The sequence below is a fragment of the Psychrobacter sp. ANT_H3 genome, assembly GCF_027919975.1.
GTDB lineage: Bacteria > Pseudomonadota > Gammaproteobacteria > Pseudomonadales > Moraxellaceae > Psychrobacter > Psychrobacter maritimus.
Genome location: NZ_JAQISM010000024.1, coordinates 53,916 through 72,064 on the forward strand (window position 1 = coordinate 53,916; position 18,149 = coordinate 72,064).

Annotated in this window: 12 protein-coding genes and 1 pseudogene; 5 read left to right on the forward strand and 8 right to left on the reverse strand. The window is 43.2% G+C overall.

The annotated features are described in order from the left end of the window. Positions 1–430 precede the first annotated feature (430 nt). Positions 431–1,530, reverse strand: a pseudogene (locus tag PG901_RS11400) (OmpW/AlkL family protein). Between the two features lie 428 nt (positions 1,531–1,958). Continuing rightward, positions 1,959–4,313 (reverse strand): ATP-dependent DNA helicase RecG, encoded by a 2,355-nt coding sequence (recG, locus tag PG901_RS11405; protein WP_271134468.1) that lies wholly within the window; start codon positions 4,311–4,313, stop codon positions 1,959–1,961. Positions 4,314–4,580: 267 nt separating this feature from the next. Here recG and PG901_RS11410 point away from each other — a divergent pair, with 267 nt between their 5' ends. Beyond that, positions 4,581–5,609 (forward strand): patatin-like phospholipase family protein, encoded by a 1,029-nt coding sequence (locus tag PG901_RS11410; protein WP_271134469.1) that lies wholly within the window; start codon positions 4,581–4,583, stop codon positions 5,607–5,609. A gap of 159 nt (positions 5,610–5,768) precedes the next feature. Here PG901_RS11410 and PG901_RS11415 read toward each other — a convergent pair whose 3' ends face one another. Then, positions 5,769–6,356, reverse strand: a complete 588-nt coding sequence (locus PG901_RS11415; protein ID WP_201629409.1) for a hypothetical protein — start codon at positions 6,354–6,356, stop codon at positions 5,769–5,771. A 509-nt stretch (positions 6,357–6,865) separates the two neighbouring features. Here PG901_RS11415 and argA point away from each other — a divergent pair. Continuing rightward, positions 6,866–8,188, forward strand: coding sequence for an amino-acid N-acetyltransferase (gene argA / locus PG901_RS11420; RefSeq protein ID WP_201563945.1), 1,323 nt, complete (start codon positions 6,866–6,868; stop codon positions 8,186–8,188). A 198-nt stretch (positions 8,189–8,386) separates the two neighbouring features. Here the strand turns inward: argA and PG901_RS11425 are convergent, their stop codons facing one another. Beyond that, positions 8,387–9,118, reverse strand: a complete 732-nt coding sequence (locus PG901_RS11425; protein ID WP_201563943.1) for an FKBP-type peptidyl-prolyl cis-trans isomerase — start codon at positions 9,116–9,118, stop codon at positions 8,387–8,389. 416 nt (positions 9,119–9,534) lie between these two features. On the opposite strand from PG901_RS11425, the gene PG901_RS11430 reads away from it, so the two are divergent. Continuing rightward, positions 9,535–11,307: a mechanosensitive ion channel gene (locus PG901_RS11430; protein ID WP_271134470.1), complete on the forward strand. Its 1,773-nt coding sequence runs from the start codon at positions 9,535–9,537 to the stop codon at positions 11,305–11,307. Between the two features lie 226 nt (positions 11,308–11,533). Here PG901_RS11430 and PG901_RS11435 read toward each other — a convergent pair whose 3' ends face one another. Beyond that, on the reverse strand, positions 11,534–12,859 hold the full coding sequence (locus tag PG901_RS11435; RefSeq protein ID WP_271134471.1) for a hypothetical protein: 1,326 nt from the start codon (positions 12,857–12,859) through the stop codon (positions 11,534–11,536). Between the two features lie 265 nt (positions 12,860–13,124). Between PG901_RS11435 and PG901_RS11440 the strand changes: the two genes are divergently transcribed. Next, positions 13,125–13,907, forward strand: a complete 783-nt coding sequence (locus tag PG901_RS11440; protein WP_201563939.1) for an SDR family NAD(P)-dependent oxidoreductase — start codon at positions 13,125–13,127, stop codon at positions 13,905–13,907. A 131-nt stretch (positions 13,908–14,038) separates the two neighbouring features. On the opposite strand, the gene PG901_RS11445 is transcribed toward PG901_RS11440, so the two are convergent. From PG901_RS11445 to PG901_RS11455, 3 genes are all read right to left on the reverse strand, one after another. Continuing rightward, positions 14,039–14,734, reverse strand: a complete 696-nt coding sequence (locus tag PG901_RS11445) for a lysophospholipid acyltransferase family protein (protein ID WP_227670534.1) — start codon at positions 14,732–14,734, stop codon at positions 14,039–14,041. Between the two features lie 169 nt (positions 14,735–14,903). Further along, positions 14,904–16,790 carry a DNA topoisomerase IV subunit B gene (gene parE / locus PG901_RS11450; protein WP_271134472.1) on the reverse strand — a complete coding sequence of 629 codons (1,887 nt, stop codon included), beginning with the start codon at positions 16,788–16,790 and terminating at the stop codon, positions 14,904–14,906. Positions 16,791–16,957: 167 nt separating this feature from the next. Then, positions 16,958–17,617: a YqiA/YcfP family alpha/beta fold hydrolase gene (locus PG901_RS11455; protein WP_271134473.1), complete on the reverse strand. Its 660-nt coding sequence runs from the start codon at positions 17,615–17,617 to the stop codon at positions 16,958–16,960. A 187-nt stretch (positions 17,618–17,804) separates the two neighbouring features. On the opposite strand from PG901_RS11455, the gene PG901_RS11460 reads away from it, so the two are divergent. After that, positions 17,805–18,065: a DUF1289 domain-containing protein gene (locus tag PG901_RS11460; RefSeq protein WP_271134474.1), complete on the forward strand. Its 261-nt coding sequence runs from the start codon at positions 17,805–17,807 to the stop codon at positions 18,063–18,065. Positions 18,066–18,149 lie beyond the last annotated feature (84 nt).

Consider the following 18,149-nt stretch of genomic DNA (forward strand, 5'->3'; position numbering starts at 1 on the left):
AGACTAGCGTCAATCAAAGCCGCCTAATAAAGCCATACAATAAACAATAGGGTTATGCGTTTTAAGCTTAAAAAAAGAGCAGCTTATAAATACTCTACCCATGCTCACAGTCAACCTTTAACCCGCGCAGCACTATTTATGATTACATTAGTCTGTAAATTTATTGAGGATAGCATATATCAAGTCATCATCTTATTTTTATATATAGTGTCTTAGGTTCGTAAGTTTAGCGTCTACTAAGAATAGGCTAATGTAAAAAATCTCAATGTAACCATGAGAAAAGCAATAAACCAGCAGAAATACGCGTCCATGAAATTGAATAGATAGAGATACTCTTTATAACTTATAACCAAAGAAACACAACGCACACCCCTAAGAATAAGAATATGCGCTATGTTTATTAAGTCCTGAATTTTTTATAAAGTGTTTATTAGAAACGATAGCCAACACCAAGGAAGGTAATATAAGGGTCAATATCGAGGTTAGACTTTGCTCGAATCAACTCTTCATTCTTATCGTTTTTGACTGTAATCGTCGTATCACTGTCCAGCTTTGCATAGGACACAGAGCCTACCCCAAACCATTTGTCATTAAAGTCATAGGTAGCACCAAGCGTAACGATAGGCGCAAAAGCACTGTCAGCCTCAACATCCACGCTCATCCCTTGACTGGATTTCACATTTTCGAGTGCAGCGCCCGCTTTGCCATCTTTAATATTTTGAATTTGGTGTCCAGCCCTTTCTAAATCTTTACGAATACCATCATTTAGCTCAATGTCATCAAAATAGGCATACATAACCCCAGCACCGACATAAGGGCGAAATTTATTGACCCCAGATTTGCCGAACTGATATTGCACCCCTGCGGCCGGTAGCCATGCACGAGCACTAGAAGCCACACCATTACCTTGCTCTAAATCAGTAATCGGTATATCCTTTGAAATTTCAAAATCACCTAATAGGGTGCCTGCGATACCGTCCGGACTGACCGTACCCTTTAATGGTGCATATACCTGCCCTTGACCTAAGATATCGACTTTGGGCGGTATGCCAGCTTTGACCTCAACTGACCAATGATCATTCAGATAATAATTAAACAACAAGCCAAACGTATCGACGTCATCGGACTCAAGCCCTGTACCAGCACTGGTCCAGCTTTCTAAGCCGTTAATTTTGGTCGTACCAGAGACGTCGCCTAATACAGGAACTTTGGATAAATCCGTCTCAGCACCTAAACCCTTTAATGTGCCATCTATAAATCCAAAACGATCTTGGTCTTTAATCAAAACCTCTCTGACCGTTTCGACCTTTACGCTGCCATTATTAGCAACTGTGCCGTCTTTGATGGCAGTGGTATTTTCTAAGGGGTTGGCTTGGCTTTGCCTTGCGGAGAGGCATGTAACCAGCCAGCAGAGACAGAAAAGCGTTTGAAGCTACCATCGGTTTTAAAGTAATCAAACTCAGCAACAGCAGATTGGCTAAATAATAATGGCGTTGCAATGGCGCAAGCGAGGGTTAACATCTTTTTCATGAAACATCCTTGTTAATAAATTCAGGCCGTGAATTAGAAGCATGAATGGCACAGCAATCACTAAACAGATTAGATAATGTTGGCAGTATTCAGCCGTCACACTCTCATTCTAACGTCCTGTTAGAATCGGTAAAACAACTAGAAATGCGCGAATTTTAAAGACTTATCGTGATAAAAATCGCCACATTCTAGTAAACGCATGGAAGACGCTTTGGCAATCCACTGCCGTAAACTGCCACACTCTAATTGTCATATCAAGGATGATTCCAGAACAACCAAGTCAATATTGGTTGACAAAAATTAAACACAGCATTGGTTTTTTTCAAAAGACTACTTATAAAAACCGCAAAGAAAAGCCATTATTCCTAGAAGAATAATGGCTTTTCTTATGTCAATCAGTAATAGAAGACTTCTTGCGTCAATCAGTATTAAGCATTGGTATAGCGACTGGCCTCTGGCATCCAGCGGTGGATAAGTTGGCTAACATCCGCTTTACGTGTTGGGTCAGAAATAAGATGTTTTGCTAAGCGCTGCGCAATAGCAAATAATTGCTCATCACGGATAAGATCGGCCAGATAATAACCGACGTTACCGGTTTGGCGTTTGCCTAACAGCTCACCAGGGCCGCGTAGCTCTAAGTCTTTTTGCGCAATAACAAAACCGTCGGTACTTTCGCGCAGCACGTTTAAGCGCTCCGTGCCCGTCTCTGATAACGGCTTTTGGTATAATAGTACGCAGAAGCTTTTGGTCGAACCACGACCAACGCGCCCACGTAATTGATGTAATTGCGATAACCCTAGCCGTTCGGCATTTTCGATGACCATTAACGACGCATTAGGTACATCAACACCCACTTCGATAACAGTAGTGGCAATCAGTAAATCAAGATTACCAGTCTTGAATTCTTGCATGATGGCTTGTTTGTCAGCGGACTTCATTTTGCCATGTACCAAGCCAATGCGAATATCCAAGCGCTCATTTAAGTCTTCATAAGTCGCTTCTGCCGCCTGCGCATCGAGCACACTGGATTCTTCTACCAATGAGCAGACCCAATACGCCTGCCTGCCTGCTTCACAATTGACCGCAATACGCTCAATGACTTCATCGCGGCGGTTACGGTCAATCGTCACCGTGGTAATTGGCGTACGCCCCGGTGGCAACTCATCGATGATGGAGGTATCCATATCGCCGTAAACGCTCATCGCGAGCGTACGCGGAATCGGTGTTGCCGTCATAATTAGCTGATGCGGCGTGCTATTGGCTACGCCTTTATTGGTCAAGGCCATACGCTGCTCAACACCAAAGCGGTGCTGCTCATCAATAATAACCAAGCCCAATTTAGCAAACTGTACCTGCTCTTGAAATAGTGCATGGGTGCCAACGACCACTTGTACCGTATTTTCCGCCACTGCCGCTAAGGCTTCGCGGCGCTGCTTTGCCGTTTGTTTACCAGCGAGCCAGCCAACGCCGACCCCTAACGGCTCAAACCAGTTTTTAAAATTCACCAAATGCTGTTCTGCTAAGATTTCTGTTGGTGCCATGACCGCCACCTGCCAGCCACTATCCAATGCATAACCCGCCGCTCCTGCCGCAACCAAGGTTTTACCAGCCCCCACATCGCCTTGTACCAGTCTTAGCATCGGAATAGAGGTCGCCATATCAGCCGTGATATCTTTCATGACTCGTTGCTGCGCACCGGTTAAGTCAAACGGCAGCGCCGCAAATAGCTTATCCGTAAGTGGGCTATTCATAGTACATTTAGGCGCTTTATACTGATGTAATTGCTGACGGCGATACAATAGGCTAAGTTGATGCGCGGTCAGTTCTTCAATGATTAAACGCTGACAAGCCGCATGGGTACGGGCACTTAATTGCGTCAGCAGCTGATATTGTCGCCCTGCATCGGTATAAGTCGGCGGCGTATGCAGCAATACTAAGGCTTCAAATATGGTTAAGTTATAGACGTTATTATTAGCAATATCATTAGCAGTGGCTGTATTAGAGTCATTATTTACGCCATAAATAGAGGACGCAGCTCTATTTACACTATTGTTAATAGAATTGTCAGGCACACTACGCGCGAGGGTTGAAAATATATCGTCTGGAAAATCATGTTCCGCAATTGCTAATTTAGCAGGCTCAAAAGGTACTAACGGTAAATCAGCGACCACGGCAAAGTCAGCTGGCGTAAACAAAGTCATCGGTAAACCTTGAGTACGAACCGTTTGCAGCGCAAGCTTAATTAGCGTGCGCAGCTTATTTTGATGTAAGCCTTTCACGCTAGGATAAATCGGCTGTAAGCCTGTATTAACGACGGCTTCATTGCTACTAATAATCTGATACTCAGGATGATGTATCTGCTTACCGTAACGACTCACCTTTACTTCACCAAATAATTGCAGCTGTGTGCCAAGACTCATCGTTTGCGCAAGACCTTGATATACCTTAAAAAAACGCAGCGATATGGTGCCAGTCTCATCATCGACCACCACCGTCATGCCACTACGCTTGGTATCAACATGCACCACTCGCCCTGTAATCAAGGCAGCTTGCCCATGTGCCACATCGGCTATCGATACCAGTCGGCTACGATCTTCATAATCACGCGGCAGATGCAGCAACAAATCAAAAATGCGCTCAATGCCTAATTGGGCCAATTGCTCGGCCACTTTTGGTCCCACACCCGCCAGCGCCGTCACCGGCATATCAAGCGCCGAAACGGGCATATCAGACCTCATGTGGTCTGATGGATTCACTGTCGCGTGTTTAACCGATATGGGCATCAATAATCCTAACGATGTTAAGGTAAATATTATTTAATCAACTGTACTTTTTAACGTCTATTTTTTAAAGTCTGAGCCGTCTTATAAAAGCTATAATCAGCAACCTGCTATAAAACACTCAGTCATTATGATTATAACTGACAAGCTACTTGCTTATGCTAAGCTATTTAGCGATACGGCGTCTAGCTGATTTCTGAGTAAGCTATTGATGAATGGCTTATCGTATAACCATTTATTCCTCTATGACGATTTTTGCTAAGGTTTTTTATGTTTTTATCTGCTAACTATTACCCATATCGTCATTTATCACGATTACTGCGATTCAGTATGCTTGGCATATTGGGATTGTCTATGAGTGCTTGTCAGAGCCTGACGCCAGCTAGTGAGACAGTCACGCCTATAAACAATCAACCAAAAGTCGCCCTAGTCTTAGGCGGCGGCGGTGCCAAAGGCTTTGCCCATATCGGCGTGATTAAAGCGTTAGAAGAAAATGGTATCACACCGACGCTAGTGGTCGGTACCAGTGTCGGTAGCTTGGTTGGCAGCTTATATGCCAGTGGTTATAATGCCAAGCAGCTTGAGCGCTTAGCGTTAAATACTTCTGATAGTGAATTGACAGATTTCACTTTATCCAACCAAGGCTTTATCGAAGGTATTAAGCTTAAAAACTTTATCAATGCAAAAGTAAGCGGACGCGCTATAGAGGACTTTCCTATCAGCTTTGCCGCGGTTGCTGCCGAAAAACACACGCTAAAAAAGGCAGTTTTTAGCAGTGGCAATGCCGGACTTGCGGTACAAGCATCCTGTAGTGTGCCTAATATTTTTATTGCGCCGCGCATTCCTGAACAAGTCGGTAAAAAATATATCGATGGCGGCGTGGTCAGCTTAGTACCGGTTGATACCGCGCGTGACTTGGGTGCCGATATTATCATCGCCGTTGATGTCACGGCTGCTAATGTTAATAGTTCCGCCAGCAATAAAAAACCGACCATCAACTCATTAACCAGTTTTTGGGGCTTTCTTGAGAGCAGCGTTATCGCAAATGCCGCCGCAACTGGCACTGATTCCAGTCAAGCAAGTAGCAGTCGTACTACATCGATGCGCCGTGAGCGTGATCGCGCTGATATTATCATCACGCCAAATGTTGCTCATATTAGCTCAATCGATACCAGCCAGCGCAGCACTTTGATGACAGCTGGTGCGCAAGCCACCACCCCGCAAATTGCTGCCATTCAACAACTTATTAAAGACAAAGCACTGAAAGACAAATCGCAGAGTAAATATGCAACGCTTTAGCAGCTTCTTAATTGATAAATGAACGGCAAATATGATCAAAACAACTTAAAGGCTACAGTACTGCCGAAGCTCAAAAAAATGACAATAAAAAAGCACCGCAGTATTCACTGTGGTGCTTTTTTAATGCAGCAAGTATTAAATAAATACTAAAAAAGGAGTTTATTTAACACGCGCACGATATTTAACCACGACGGTGTCATTAAGACCAACGCCTTCTAAGTCCCAACGTACCGCTTTATAGAATTTTAATGGGATTTCTTGCAATTGATTATCAACCTTGCCACGTAACGGCATACGAGCAAAATTACTGCCATCGGCACTGCCATATGGGAAATCAGGAGATACGGCACGTAGCAATTCTACTTGCTCAGGAATACTCATGGTAACCGTCATTTTACGGACGCGATCGGCATTGGTATTGGTAAAGTAGCCTTGATACTCTAAGACGTTACCTGACTGCAAGCGCGTATTGGCATTGACTGGTACGAGCAGTTCCTGACCATTGGTATCGACACTAATGAGTGACGCAGTAATTTTGCTATTAACCGCTTGCGCGTTTGAGCTACTGCCTTGGTTGGCATTTGCTTGCATTGCCACTGAATTATCAACGGCTTGTTCTGGCGTTGGCAACATCGCTGATGCCTGCGTCACTGCCATCACCCCAACGAGCGTACCGGCGACAACATGAAATAAGCGGTGTCCGCTCCACGCACTGAACGGGTTTGCAAAATGGTTACTTTTCTTCATGACATTCATTATCCCTAGTTAATGTATCGATAAAACAATCTTGTAATAAAAATCCGCTAATACAACAATGTGTAGATAAAACCATATAGTTATAAAACGCGTCAATACAACACGTAAATAAAACACGTCAATAAAATAATACTGCTAAGCAACCATCTGATTGCACACACTACTATTTTATTGCTTAATTTTTTAGCTTAGCCATCATCATATATCGTCATCGTGATGAATGTTAACTTTTTACCATGACTATTTTTAGCGATGGTTATTTTTATCAATTATCTGTGTAAGCTATGACTAAAGCAATAGCGCTTAGCATAACAAAAAGCGTTTGGCGGTACACTAATCCCGTGTTGAGGTTGTGTATATCATCTATTTACTACCAAGACTTCTTAACGCGACTGAAATAAAAGATAGCTCATAACGGCGTTTTTTGCTATGGTAATTCATTAGCGACAGGCTTTTGCTGTCACGCTCCTTTTCTTATTCTAACGATTATTGCTCCCATTATGACTACTAGCGCCATGCCACAGATTAACCCTGAATACGTACACTGGTTCCGTAACTCTGCCCCTTACATTAATACCCATCGCGGTAAGACTTTCGTGATTATGTTTGGCGGCGAGGCGGTCAATCATCCCAATTTCAGTACCTTGATTCATGACTTTGCTTTATTGCACAGCTTGGGCATCAAGCTGGTATTGGTACACGGGGCGCGACCGCAAATCGAAAAAAACCTCAAAGACGCAGACATTGCCTCGCCATTGCATCAAGATATCCGCGTGACCCCGCGCGTCGCCATGCCGTCTATTTTACAAGCCGTTGGCGCGATTCGTTTGCAGATCGAAGCCCAACTATCGATGGGTTTGGCAAACTCACCCATGTATGGCTCGCGTATCGACGCGGTTTCGGGTAATTTTGTCACCGCCCGTCCTTATGGTATACGTGATGGCGTTGATTATCAGATGACCGGTGAAGTGCGATCAATCGATGTTGAAGCCATTAAAAACAACCTTTTGCATGACCATATCGTAATTTTAGGCTCTATGGGTTATTCAGCGACTGGTGAAGTCTTTAACTTATTGGCTGAAGACGTTGCCCTTAGTGCCGCTGTGGCGCTTGGTGCCGATAAGCTGATATTCTTAGGCGAAGAAGCCGGTATCAATCATGATAATCGCTTACTACGTGAGATGATTCCAAATGAAGTCGACCGCTTCTTACGTGACCGCGATTTAAACTGTGAGATTAATTACTTCTTAAGCTGCGCCAGTAATGCGTGCCGCCAAGGGGTTCATCGCACCCATATTATCTCTTATGCCAAAAATGGCGCGCTCCTCGAAGAGCTATTTACCCGTGATGGTTCTGGCACCTTGATTAGCCATGACCCGTATGAAGAGATTCGCCGTGCCAATATTGACGATGTGGTCGGACTGATTGAGCTATTATCACCGCTAGAAGAACAAGGTATCTTGGTCAGCCGCTCACGCGAGCGCTTAGAACAAGAGATTGATAACTATAGTGTCATTGAACGTGACGGCATGATTTTAGGCTGTGCGGCACTTTATCCGTTGGATGCAGATTCAGCAGAAGTCGCTTGTGTGGCGGTACATCCTGAATACCGTAGTGGCAGCCGCGGTGCTGACTTGCTGGCATTTTTGGAGCAACAAGCACGCAGCCATGGTCTGCACAAGTTATTTGTGCTGACCACTCGTACCGCCCATTGGTTTGTCGAGCAAGGCTTTGCGGAAGTTGAAGCAAGCGCATTGCCTGAAGCCCGCCGTGAGAAATATAATAACGGTCGTAACTCTAAAGTGTTCCAAAAGACTTTGTAATTTAAAAAACTCTATAAGCCGCGAGTTAATTGGTTAGTTAGCCCTTCATTCATTAATCAATTGATAATTAACCTTTAACTGCCGCACACGAAAAAGCCCTCATAATGTATGAGGGCTTTTTATTTTTTATAAGCGCTTTCTTATAACCATTTTTTTATAACCACTTTGGGTTAAAACAGTTAAAAGTCTAATAACGCCTTATTTTACTTTTAATAGCTCAACGGTAAAGATAAGCGTGCTGTTTGGCTCGATACCGGCGTTACCCGCTTCGCCATAAGCGATGTCAGATGGGATATAGAACTCGTATTTACCGCCCTCTTTCATCAACTGTAAACCTTCCGTCCAACCAGCGATGACTTGGTTTAGTGGGAATTCGATTGGCTCACCGCGCTCATAAGAGCTGTCAAATACCGTACCATCGATCAATTTACCTTCGTAGTTGACTTCAACCACGTCGGTTGCTTTTGGTGATTTGCCAGTACCAGCGGTCAATACTTTATATTGTAAGCCAGAAGCGGTGGTTTTCACGCCAGCTTTCTTGCCGTTCTCTGCTAAGAATGCCGCACCTTTGGTTTTATTTTCGCCAGCTTTAGTTTCCATATCTTTCACAAACTTCTCTTCTTGTTCTTTTTGATAGGTCATCAATACTTCTTGCATTTGCTCTTGCGTCAATGCTGACTCTTTGCCTTCATAGCCGTCACGGAAGCCTTTTTCAAAAGTATCAAGATTAAGATCGCCGACCGCTTCTTTATTACCTTCTGCCATCATATAACCCAAACTGTAACCCACTTTTTCATTGGCTGGGCTTTTTTCAGTTACTGAAACGCTTTTGCTGGCGGTTTCTTGATTACCATTGCTGGCGTTACAGCCGGTGATTAATAACATCGCACTAGCAAGGGCGCTAATGCTTAAGGTAGTAATTTTTTTCATAGAATACTCTCAGATTATAAGGATAGTGGCGAGATGTCACATTCTTCTATCATAACAAATCTTAGTTTTAGGAGCTATGATTCCCGTGAAATTATCGGTCAAATGTACAGTCTATGTTAATATTTGCCGCAAAAATAACAACTTATCACACAACTATAGTAAGCAGTTAAGCTTTCTGTCTTTAAATCCTTCATTACATCAGCTAAGCTAAATTAGTTAAGGTATGAAGTAACAGAACGTAGTTTTTGTTAACAATTGACATAAAGTGTTGATTGTTCTCTGTTTAGAAACGCTTTTTAAATAATTTAAATCAAAAATACTAATAATTAGGTATGTGTTTCCTGCAAATAATCCTGTTTCTATTTAATAGCGTGGATTATTTGTCGGCTGATACATGAACATTCAAGGAGGACAGGATGAATCCAATGTATACATCGTTCAACGGTTATCTGGGTGGCCCTATTGGCTCCATCATCGGCGCTATTCTAATTTTTATCATTGGCTGGCTTGTGGCACTGGGTATCGCCGCTCTTGTACGCGGTGTATTATCGAAGATAAATCTCAACCAGCGTATGAATTCTTCTACGGGTAAAAGCTACGATTTAGAGGGTATTATCTCCAAAATCGTTTTCTGGTTTATTTTCATCATCGCCATCGCTGGCGCGTTAAGTCAATTAAATCTGAATTCTATCTCAACCCCATTTGCTAATATGGTCAACCAAGTCTTGACCTTTATACCGAATATCATTGCGGCGGTTGCCGTTGGTGTGGTTGGTTGGGTTATTGCCACCGTTGCTCGTACAGCAATTAACGCAGCGTTAGCAAAAACCTCGATGGATGAGCGTTTAAGTGCCAAGGCTGGCGTAAAGCCAATGAGCAGCACCATTGCTGATATGGTTTACTGGTTTATCCTGTTGATTGTATTGACCATGGTACTTGGTCAGTTAGAGCTTGATGGTTTATTTGCACCATTGACTAATATGGTTGATAAAATATTCAGCTTTATTCCTAATATCCTTATCGCTGGTGTGGTCTTTGTGGTGGGTTATATCATCGCCAAAGTCGTACGCGGCATTGTGACCAACTTAGTTTCTACTTTTGATGTACAGAAGCTCGCAACCAAAGCAGGATTAAGCGAACAAAACAGCTTGCCTAATATCGCAGGTTCATTAGCATTTTTAGTGGTTATCATTCCAACGATTATTGCGGCTTTAAATGCCTTAAAAATCGATGTGATTGCTCGCCCTGCGACCAATATGCTTAATAAAATCATGGAAGCATTGCCGAATATCTTTATGGCAGCGGCGATTTTAATCGTCACCTTCTATGTCGTACGTATGGTTGCCAACATCATCAAAGGTCTACTTGAAAACACTCAAATTAATCAGTTGCCTGCGAAAGTTGGTTTAGAGCAGACGATGGGCGATAAGAAAATCTCTGACCTAGTGGGTTATGCGATTATCTTCTTTGCGATGTTGTTTGCTGCTATCGCTGCCGCTGATTTACTAGGTTTTGAGCCTATCTCAGCCATCATCACCATGTTTATCGCGTTTGGTGCCAACATCATCCTCGGCGCGGTCATTCTGTTTATTGGCTTTTGGCTTGCCAACATCATCGCTGGTGTCGTTGAGCGCTCTGAGCAAGGTTCACAGTTCTTAGCAAACATCGTACGTGTATTAATCATGGGCTTAGTATTGGCCATGGGTCTAAAAGCGATGGGTATTGCTGACTCTATTGTTAACCTCGCATTTGGTCTAACCTTAGGTGCAGTTGCGGTAGCGTTTGCTCTATCGTTTGGTCTTGGCGGTCAAGAAGCAGCAGCTCGCTTCTTACGCAAGATGCAGGATAAAATGGATAGAGAGCGTGATGAAGCAAAAGCGAAATCTGCTTTGACACCGAACTCGTCAACTCAAGATAAGTTTGCCGCGTCAGTTCGTGAGAATACGCCAAATGCAGCGAGCAACACGACCCCTGCATCAACCGTATCTACGACGCCTGCTGTCACCAGTACGCCAAATAACTTAAGCTCAAATACTGGTACGCCTAGCAACTTAGGCACAAGTAATGACTTAGATTCAAGAAGCGATTTGGGTTCTGAACCGGTTGATATCAACCACATCGAAACCGATGACAGTAATATCAACAATAATGGTTTCCCTACTGGCAACGACAATGATAATTTGAAATAACCTATCATTTAGTAATGGATAGTCGTTAACTTAAATAAAAAAGACAGCTTAGGCTGTCTTTTTTTTATGCTTACTGATTAAGCCTTTATTTAAGGTTCTTTATTCAAGCTTTCTTTATTTAAACTCGTCATTGTATGCCGAAATAATAGTCTTTAAGCCTATTCCTACTATAGTAGTAATTACTTTGAAATCGATACCAGTCGCACACAGCTATAACGTATCGTTTTTATTTTTGGCTTTGCTGCTGTAAGCGCTGAAGTTGCTTGCTCAGTTGACGCTCGCGCTGGCTCATGGCATCGACCGGCTGTATCCATAAGTCAATATCCATAAAGCTATCTTTATCCTCTGTGATAAAGTCTATTCCAAGCACAATAACGTGGTGCAGCTCAGCTATCGGTAAACGTGTGGCAACATCTAAAGCAATTTTCGCCAAGTTCGGTTGAATAGCTTTTTTGCTATGCTGTCCTTCTGCATCCTGTCCATAAAATATCAGCACATAGTGCCGACCTAAACGCTCATAGGAATGTTGATGGACGACATAGCCTTGTTGTTGCAGACTTTGCTGCTGCTTTGGATGCCGATATAAAGTACGAACCAGCTCATGGCGCGAAAAAAATGATTCATCTAGTATTTGCTGCTGCCAATGAGAAAGCTCTACTTGCTGCTCCCTGCCTTTTCTAGCAATAAACATTTCATTGACCATCGTTATCATTTGGCTGCTAAGCTGTGACCATAAAATAGCCGCTTGCTGCATGTGCTGCTGATACATCTGGCTAGTAGGACTATGATTTTTTTGTGCAAGCGCCATAGCAATCAGGGCGGCATTGGGCGCATCCTGCATACCATATTTAATCAGCGCATTGTCTATGGCGATAGCTTGGGTAAATAACGTTGAACTGTTTACGAAGTTATTAATCAACGCCTCTTCAGACTCAAAGCTTGGCACATGATTAATAGCACTCTGTTGCAGCTGCTCTAAGCGATATCTTAAAAATCGCCACAATTCGCATGGGGTATGAAGCGCAGTGAGTATCGATTGCCAGTCGTGCCAGCCAAATATTTGTAACAACTGCCCGTTATCACTCATATCTATAATTAAATCTTCCATAAAATAGCGGGCAGGAAAATCATGTTTTAAGCGTTTATATTTGCCATGCTGACTATCTTTGTCTGCAACATGGCTTGATTCCTCAATATCACTTTTAAACTGAATATCAAAGACCAACACTTCTATCGTTTGCGCTATATCGGCTTTTTGCCCAGATAAATAACCTTTATGCCATGCTAAGACTGCTTTAATAGCGGTCTTACGCACACTTTCGATATCAGCGGCAAGCATACCCTCAGGCAAATAAACCACCAGTTCTGACAACTGCAATTCACCTAAAGATAACTGGTAAGCCAGTTTTTGAGCCTTATATTGGATTTTATGTGTCGCTTCAAGTGCTTGTATAGCAGGCAATAGCATCTCTAACTTATCAGTCTGCACATAGCAGGCTAGCTCATTACCAAGATGAGGATTATCAGCAATCGCAGTAGTCGAATTTGACACAATTCCAACCTTTTAATATCGAATGTATATGGTGGCGTATGACTTGCAACGGATACAAAGCTTGTTAGCCTAATAATCCTGGCCATTACTTTTAGCAAAAGATTAAACAACATAAGCGCAATTATACACAGTCGCTTTCGTAGCAGTGAGTTGTTATGATGGCATAAAAGCAATCAAAGTTGCGCGAGCTTATCAAGCACCCTAGCGCAGGCTCAACGACTTTCTCTATATAATCACCATCATATGATAACAAGGACTGAACATCATGAAACGCTTTAAAGAAAAAACCGTTATCGTCACCGGTGCGGGCTCAGGTATTGGTCGTGCGACCGCCATTCGCTTTGCAAATGAAGGCGCAAACGTTGTTTTAGTTGGACGTACCGCTGAAACCTTGCAGGAAACCGCTGAAGCGTTTCCACAGGACCGAACTTGGATTCATACCGACAATTTTTTGACCGTCATCTGTGACATCAGCGTAGAAGCTCAAGTACAAGAAATGATGAAAAGAGTCATCGACAAGTTTGAGAGAATTGACGTTTTGGTGAATAATGCCGGTAAAGCCATACAAGGAAAAATCACCGAGCTGTCTTCTGAAGACTGGGAGTCGGCCATCGATGTGAATTTAAATGGCACGTTTTATGTTTGTCAGGCGGCGATGCCACATCTGATTGCCACCAAAGGCAATATTATCAATGTCTCGTCGCTGTCTGGCATCGGTGGTGACTGGAATATGGCCGCTTATAATGCCGCCAAAGCCGGTATCAGTAATTTAACGCGCACCCTAGCTTTAGATCACGGTGCAGATGGCGTGCGCGTCAATGCCGTCAATCCAAGCGTTACTAAAACCGATATGACCAGCGCCATTCAAGATGATAGCAGCAAAACCGATAAGTTTTTAGACCGCTGTCCACTTGGCCGTCTTGCCGCTCCAGAGGAAGTTGCCGCTGCCATTACCTTTTTGGCGAGCGATGATGCGTCTATGATTACTGGGGTGAACTTGCCCGTTGATGGCGGTGTCAGCGCATCTAATGGTCAGCCGCATTTCTAAACAGAAATTTAATTTAGTTCAAATCTTATCACTTTAACGTTAAAAAAAGCCCCTGATATTTTGCTATCAGGGGCTTCTTTACTATAGATAATTAGTAATAAGACGATACTTAGTAATAAGAAGGGTAGATTTTAATCAATCTGCTTATTAATATCCTGTAAAGGCTGCGATAAACGCTCGGGATGTCTGGGTATCACGCCTTGATACTGGGCATAGATTTTTGGTAAATCAGCATCGATATCACCGCTAGGATAAACCAGCGACATAAAACGTATCTCTTTGGTCTTATAATCCATCGCCACGGGCAAAATTGGCACACCAGCACCTACTGCCAAATAATAAAAGCCCGATTTCCAGCTTTCGGTATATTGCCGCGTACCTTCTGGCGCTAAACCCAAAAATAGCGGCTTACCAGTTTTGAATTTATCGATACTCGCTTGCAATACCGAGCCTTTATTACCGCGATCGATAGGAATAACCCCTATCCAATTTAATAGCTGCGCAAATAATGGCACTTTAAATAGCGTATGCTTGCCCATAATACTGATTTTTAAATCTAGGGCAAATAAGCTTGGTATCGCATAAATACCATCGACGTTAGAGGTATGCGGTAGCGCTAAAACCACGGCCTGCGGTATGTTTGGAATCTCACCAACCGTACGCCAACCAGCGGCCTTTAATAACGCTGATGCGATAATTGGCGCAGCTTTATTACCACGCCTTGGGACCAAATTACCCAAATGTTTCTTGCTTAATGTCGGGAATACTTTTGAGCGCGTAGGCTTAGAAGCAGTTGATTTAGAACGGTTAAATAGCTTTGATGTCATAACGGCACCATGTAATAAAAGATAGCTACATAATAACATTAAGCTTGTGCCGCTTAGCTGAATTTTGCAGGCTTTTATTACCTGATAGCTTACTCAATTATTTAGATATATGAACATATATAAATAAAGCCTATAAAATCGACGCCTATTCCTGCTCTCTCATCACTCTTTAGGAAATATCGGCTAAGTTACCTTTGTTCTCAAGCCAAGACTTACGATCTGCCGCGCGCTTTTTAGCCAATAGCATATCCATCACACTATTGGTCAATACCATATCATCCATATCTAACTGCACTAGACGGCGAGTATCACGGTTCATAGTGGTCTCACGCAGTTGCTCTGCGCTCATTTCACCCAAGCCCTTAAAGCGCGTAATTTGCGCTTTCTTATTGCCCGGTACATTGGCCAAAATATGCGCAAGCTCAGGCTCATCGAGCGCATAATGCACCTCTTTACCGACATCGACACGATATAAAGGCGGCATCGCCACAAATAAATGACCAGCATCTACCAAGGCAGGGAAATGCTTGACAAACAGGGCGCAAATCAATGTAGCAATATGCAGACCATCAGAGTCCGCATCCGCTAAGATACATACTTTGTCGTAGCGCAGCTCAGACAAGTCATCTGACGCTGGATCGACGCCGATAGCAATCGCAATATCATGAATCTCTTGACTTGATAAAACGGTATCTGATGATACTTCCCACGTATTTAAAATCTTACCGCGCAGCGGTAATATCGCCTGATAATGACGATCGCGCGCTTGCTTGGCACTACCACCCGCAGAGTCACCCTCTACTAAAAACAGCTCTGCGCCATCACGCAAATCACCACGACAGTCTGCTAACTTACCCGGCAATGCAGGACCTTGCGTGATTTTCTTACGCGCGATTTTTTTCGCAGATTTTAGACGACGACCTGCTTTATTAATCGCCAACTCGGCAATTTGGGTACCCATATCAGCATGCTGGTTTAGCCACAAGCTAAAGGCATCCTTTGCCAATGTCTGCACCGCACCAGCCGCTTCACGACTTGATAAGCGCTCTTTGGTTTGACCCGAAAATTGTGGCTCAGAAAACTTAAGCGATAGGATATAGTTCACCCCATCCCATACATCTTCTGCCGTCAGCTTGACACTACGTGGCAGTAGATTATGAATATCACAAAACTCGCGTAAGGCTTCCAAGATACCGGTGCGTAGACCATTAACGTGCGTACCGCCTTGCGCAGTCGGGATAAGGTTTACATAGCTTTCTTGTACAGGCGTACCGCCATCGGGCAACCAAGATAATGCAAAGGTAATTCCCGCACGTTCACCTGCTTTGGCATTGTAATTATAATAAAACGGTGCTTCAGGTAAAGTCTCTAAACCATCTAGCTGCTCGTTTAAATACTCAACCACCCCATCAGTAAACTGCCAAACGACTTTTTCATTATTAATATCATCAACGAACTCAATCGTTAGACCAGCTGCTAACACGGCTTTGGCTTTTAGATTGTGCTTAAGCTGTTTGACGTTAAATTTAGGCGTATCAAAAAAGCTGCCATCGGCCCAAAAGTGTACTTTAGTACCGCGCTTACGTTTATTTGAGCTGATGGTTTCGGTTAAAGGTGTGACTGCTGCGCCATTCTCGAACGCCATCTCAAACTGCGTGCTATCACGCCATACCGTCACTTCTACTCGCGTCGATAGCGCATTGACGACGGAGATACCAACCCCGTGTAAGCCGCCCGAAACTTCATAATTAGACGTCGAAAACTTACCACCAGCATGCAGACGGGTTAGAATCAGCTCAATACCCGTTTGATTAAATTCGGGATGAATATCGGTTGGCATGCCGCGGCCATCATCTTCGACTGATAACGAACCATCGCTATGCAATTGCACTTTGATAACCTTCGCATAACCCGCCAATGCTTCATCGACTGAGTTATCGATAACTTCTTGCGCCAAATGATTGGGACGGGTGGTATCGGTATACATACCTGGGCGACGACGGACGGGCTCAAGCCCTTCTAAAACTTCTAACGATTGCGCATTATATTGACTCACAAATGCATCCTTAACTATTCATGTGCGATTAATTCTATTCGACCATTATAACGAAAAATAGCGACGGTAACGGTAATAGTCAGTCGCTCACGTCAGATAATGTCGTCTATTTAAGTTACTTGATATACCAAGTTCTCTATGAGTCTCTATATCAGTTTTATTTGAACTTAGAGCAAATTCCTTAACATCTCAATTATCATTGGCAATTGTGCTCCAAAGTCACTAAATCTGTGATCACCCCCGGCTTGCATCGTTACCGTCGCTCCCTGACTTTTATAAAACTGTTTAGATAGCTCAGGATTTAACAGCTCATCGCCTTCTTTGATTAATACAGAAATTTTATCAGGATAATTAATAGTGGATAGCTGATGCGCTGCAAACCATTGCAAATCTGCATGAGTAATATCCCACCCACCTGCTGTCGAATGAATTATCTGACTGTCTAAATCCTCTTCTTCAACATTATTTTTTGCAGCCGAATCCTTAGCAAAGCGCTGTAATGTTACATGCGGCTGCGTGCTAGGATTTAATAGTAGTGCTGGGCAGCCGATATGATTGCTGACCAAGGTAGAAAAATAACCACCTAATGAGCTACCGACCAATATTGTGTTTGACGATTTAAACTTCCCATCTTCAGCATGATTACCATTGCTATTCAAGTTTTCGATTAATAACAATATCTGATTGAAAACTTGATCAGGCGTCTTATTCAAATCAGGTCGCAATATATTGATATCAGAATGATACTGGCGGCAATAATCCTCTAACAACTTGCCTTTAGTAGAGTTCGCATCGCTGTCGAGCCCATGAATATAAATAACGTTCACGTATAATCTCACTTATTAATTTTGTTATGATTGCTATATATGAATAATAAAAACTCAGCATAGCATTACGTTAATAAAAACAGTAACAATAAAACCGCACATTATTATTCACTATTTGCGACATAATAGTGTTTTAGAATGAGATTAGGCACATTAAAGGAATAACGAAAATAGCAATGGAGCCGCCATGAATCAGCAGTTTGAGCTGTTCGAGATTGCCAATCCATGCATTGGTGTCTGTCAAAGCAATAAAAAAGGCTATTGCTTTGGCTGCTTACGTAGTCGACCTGAGCGTCAGTTATGGCATGAGATGACGACTGAGCAGCGCCGTGAGGTGCTACGGCTGGTCTCTGGACGTAAGCTGCGTATCGAGCAGATGAGACAGCGCAAAGGCGAGCAGTTAGGGTTTGATTTTGAAGAAGGGGTCGAGACGGGTGAGCTTTTCTAAAAAAAGCTTATGACAACGCACTACTAGGATACTAACTCTACAGTGAGTAAACGAGCGTGAACACCCAATAAACCGCAACCCCCG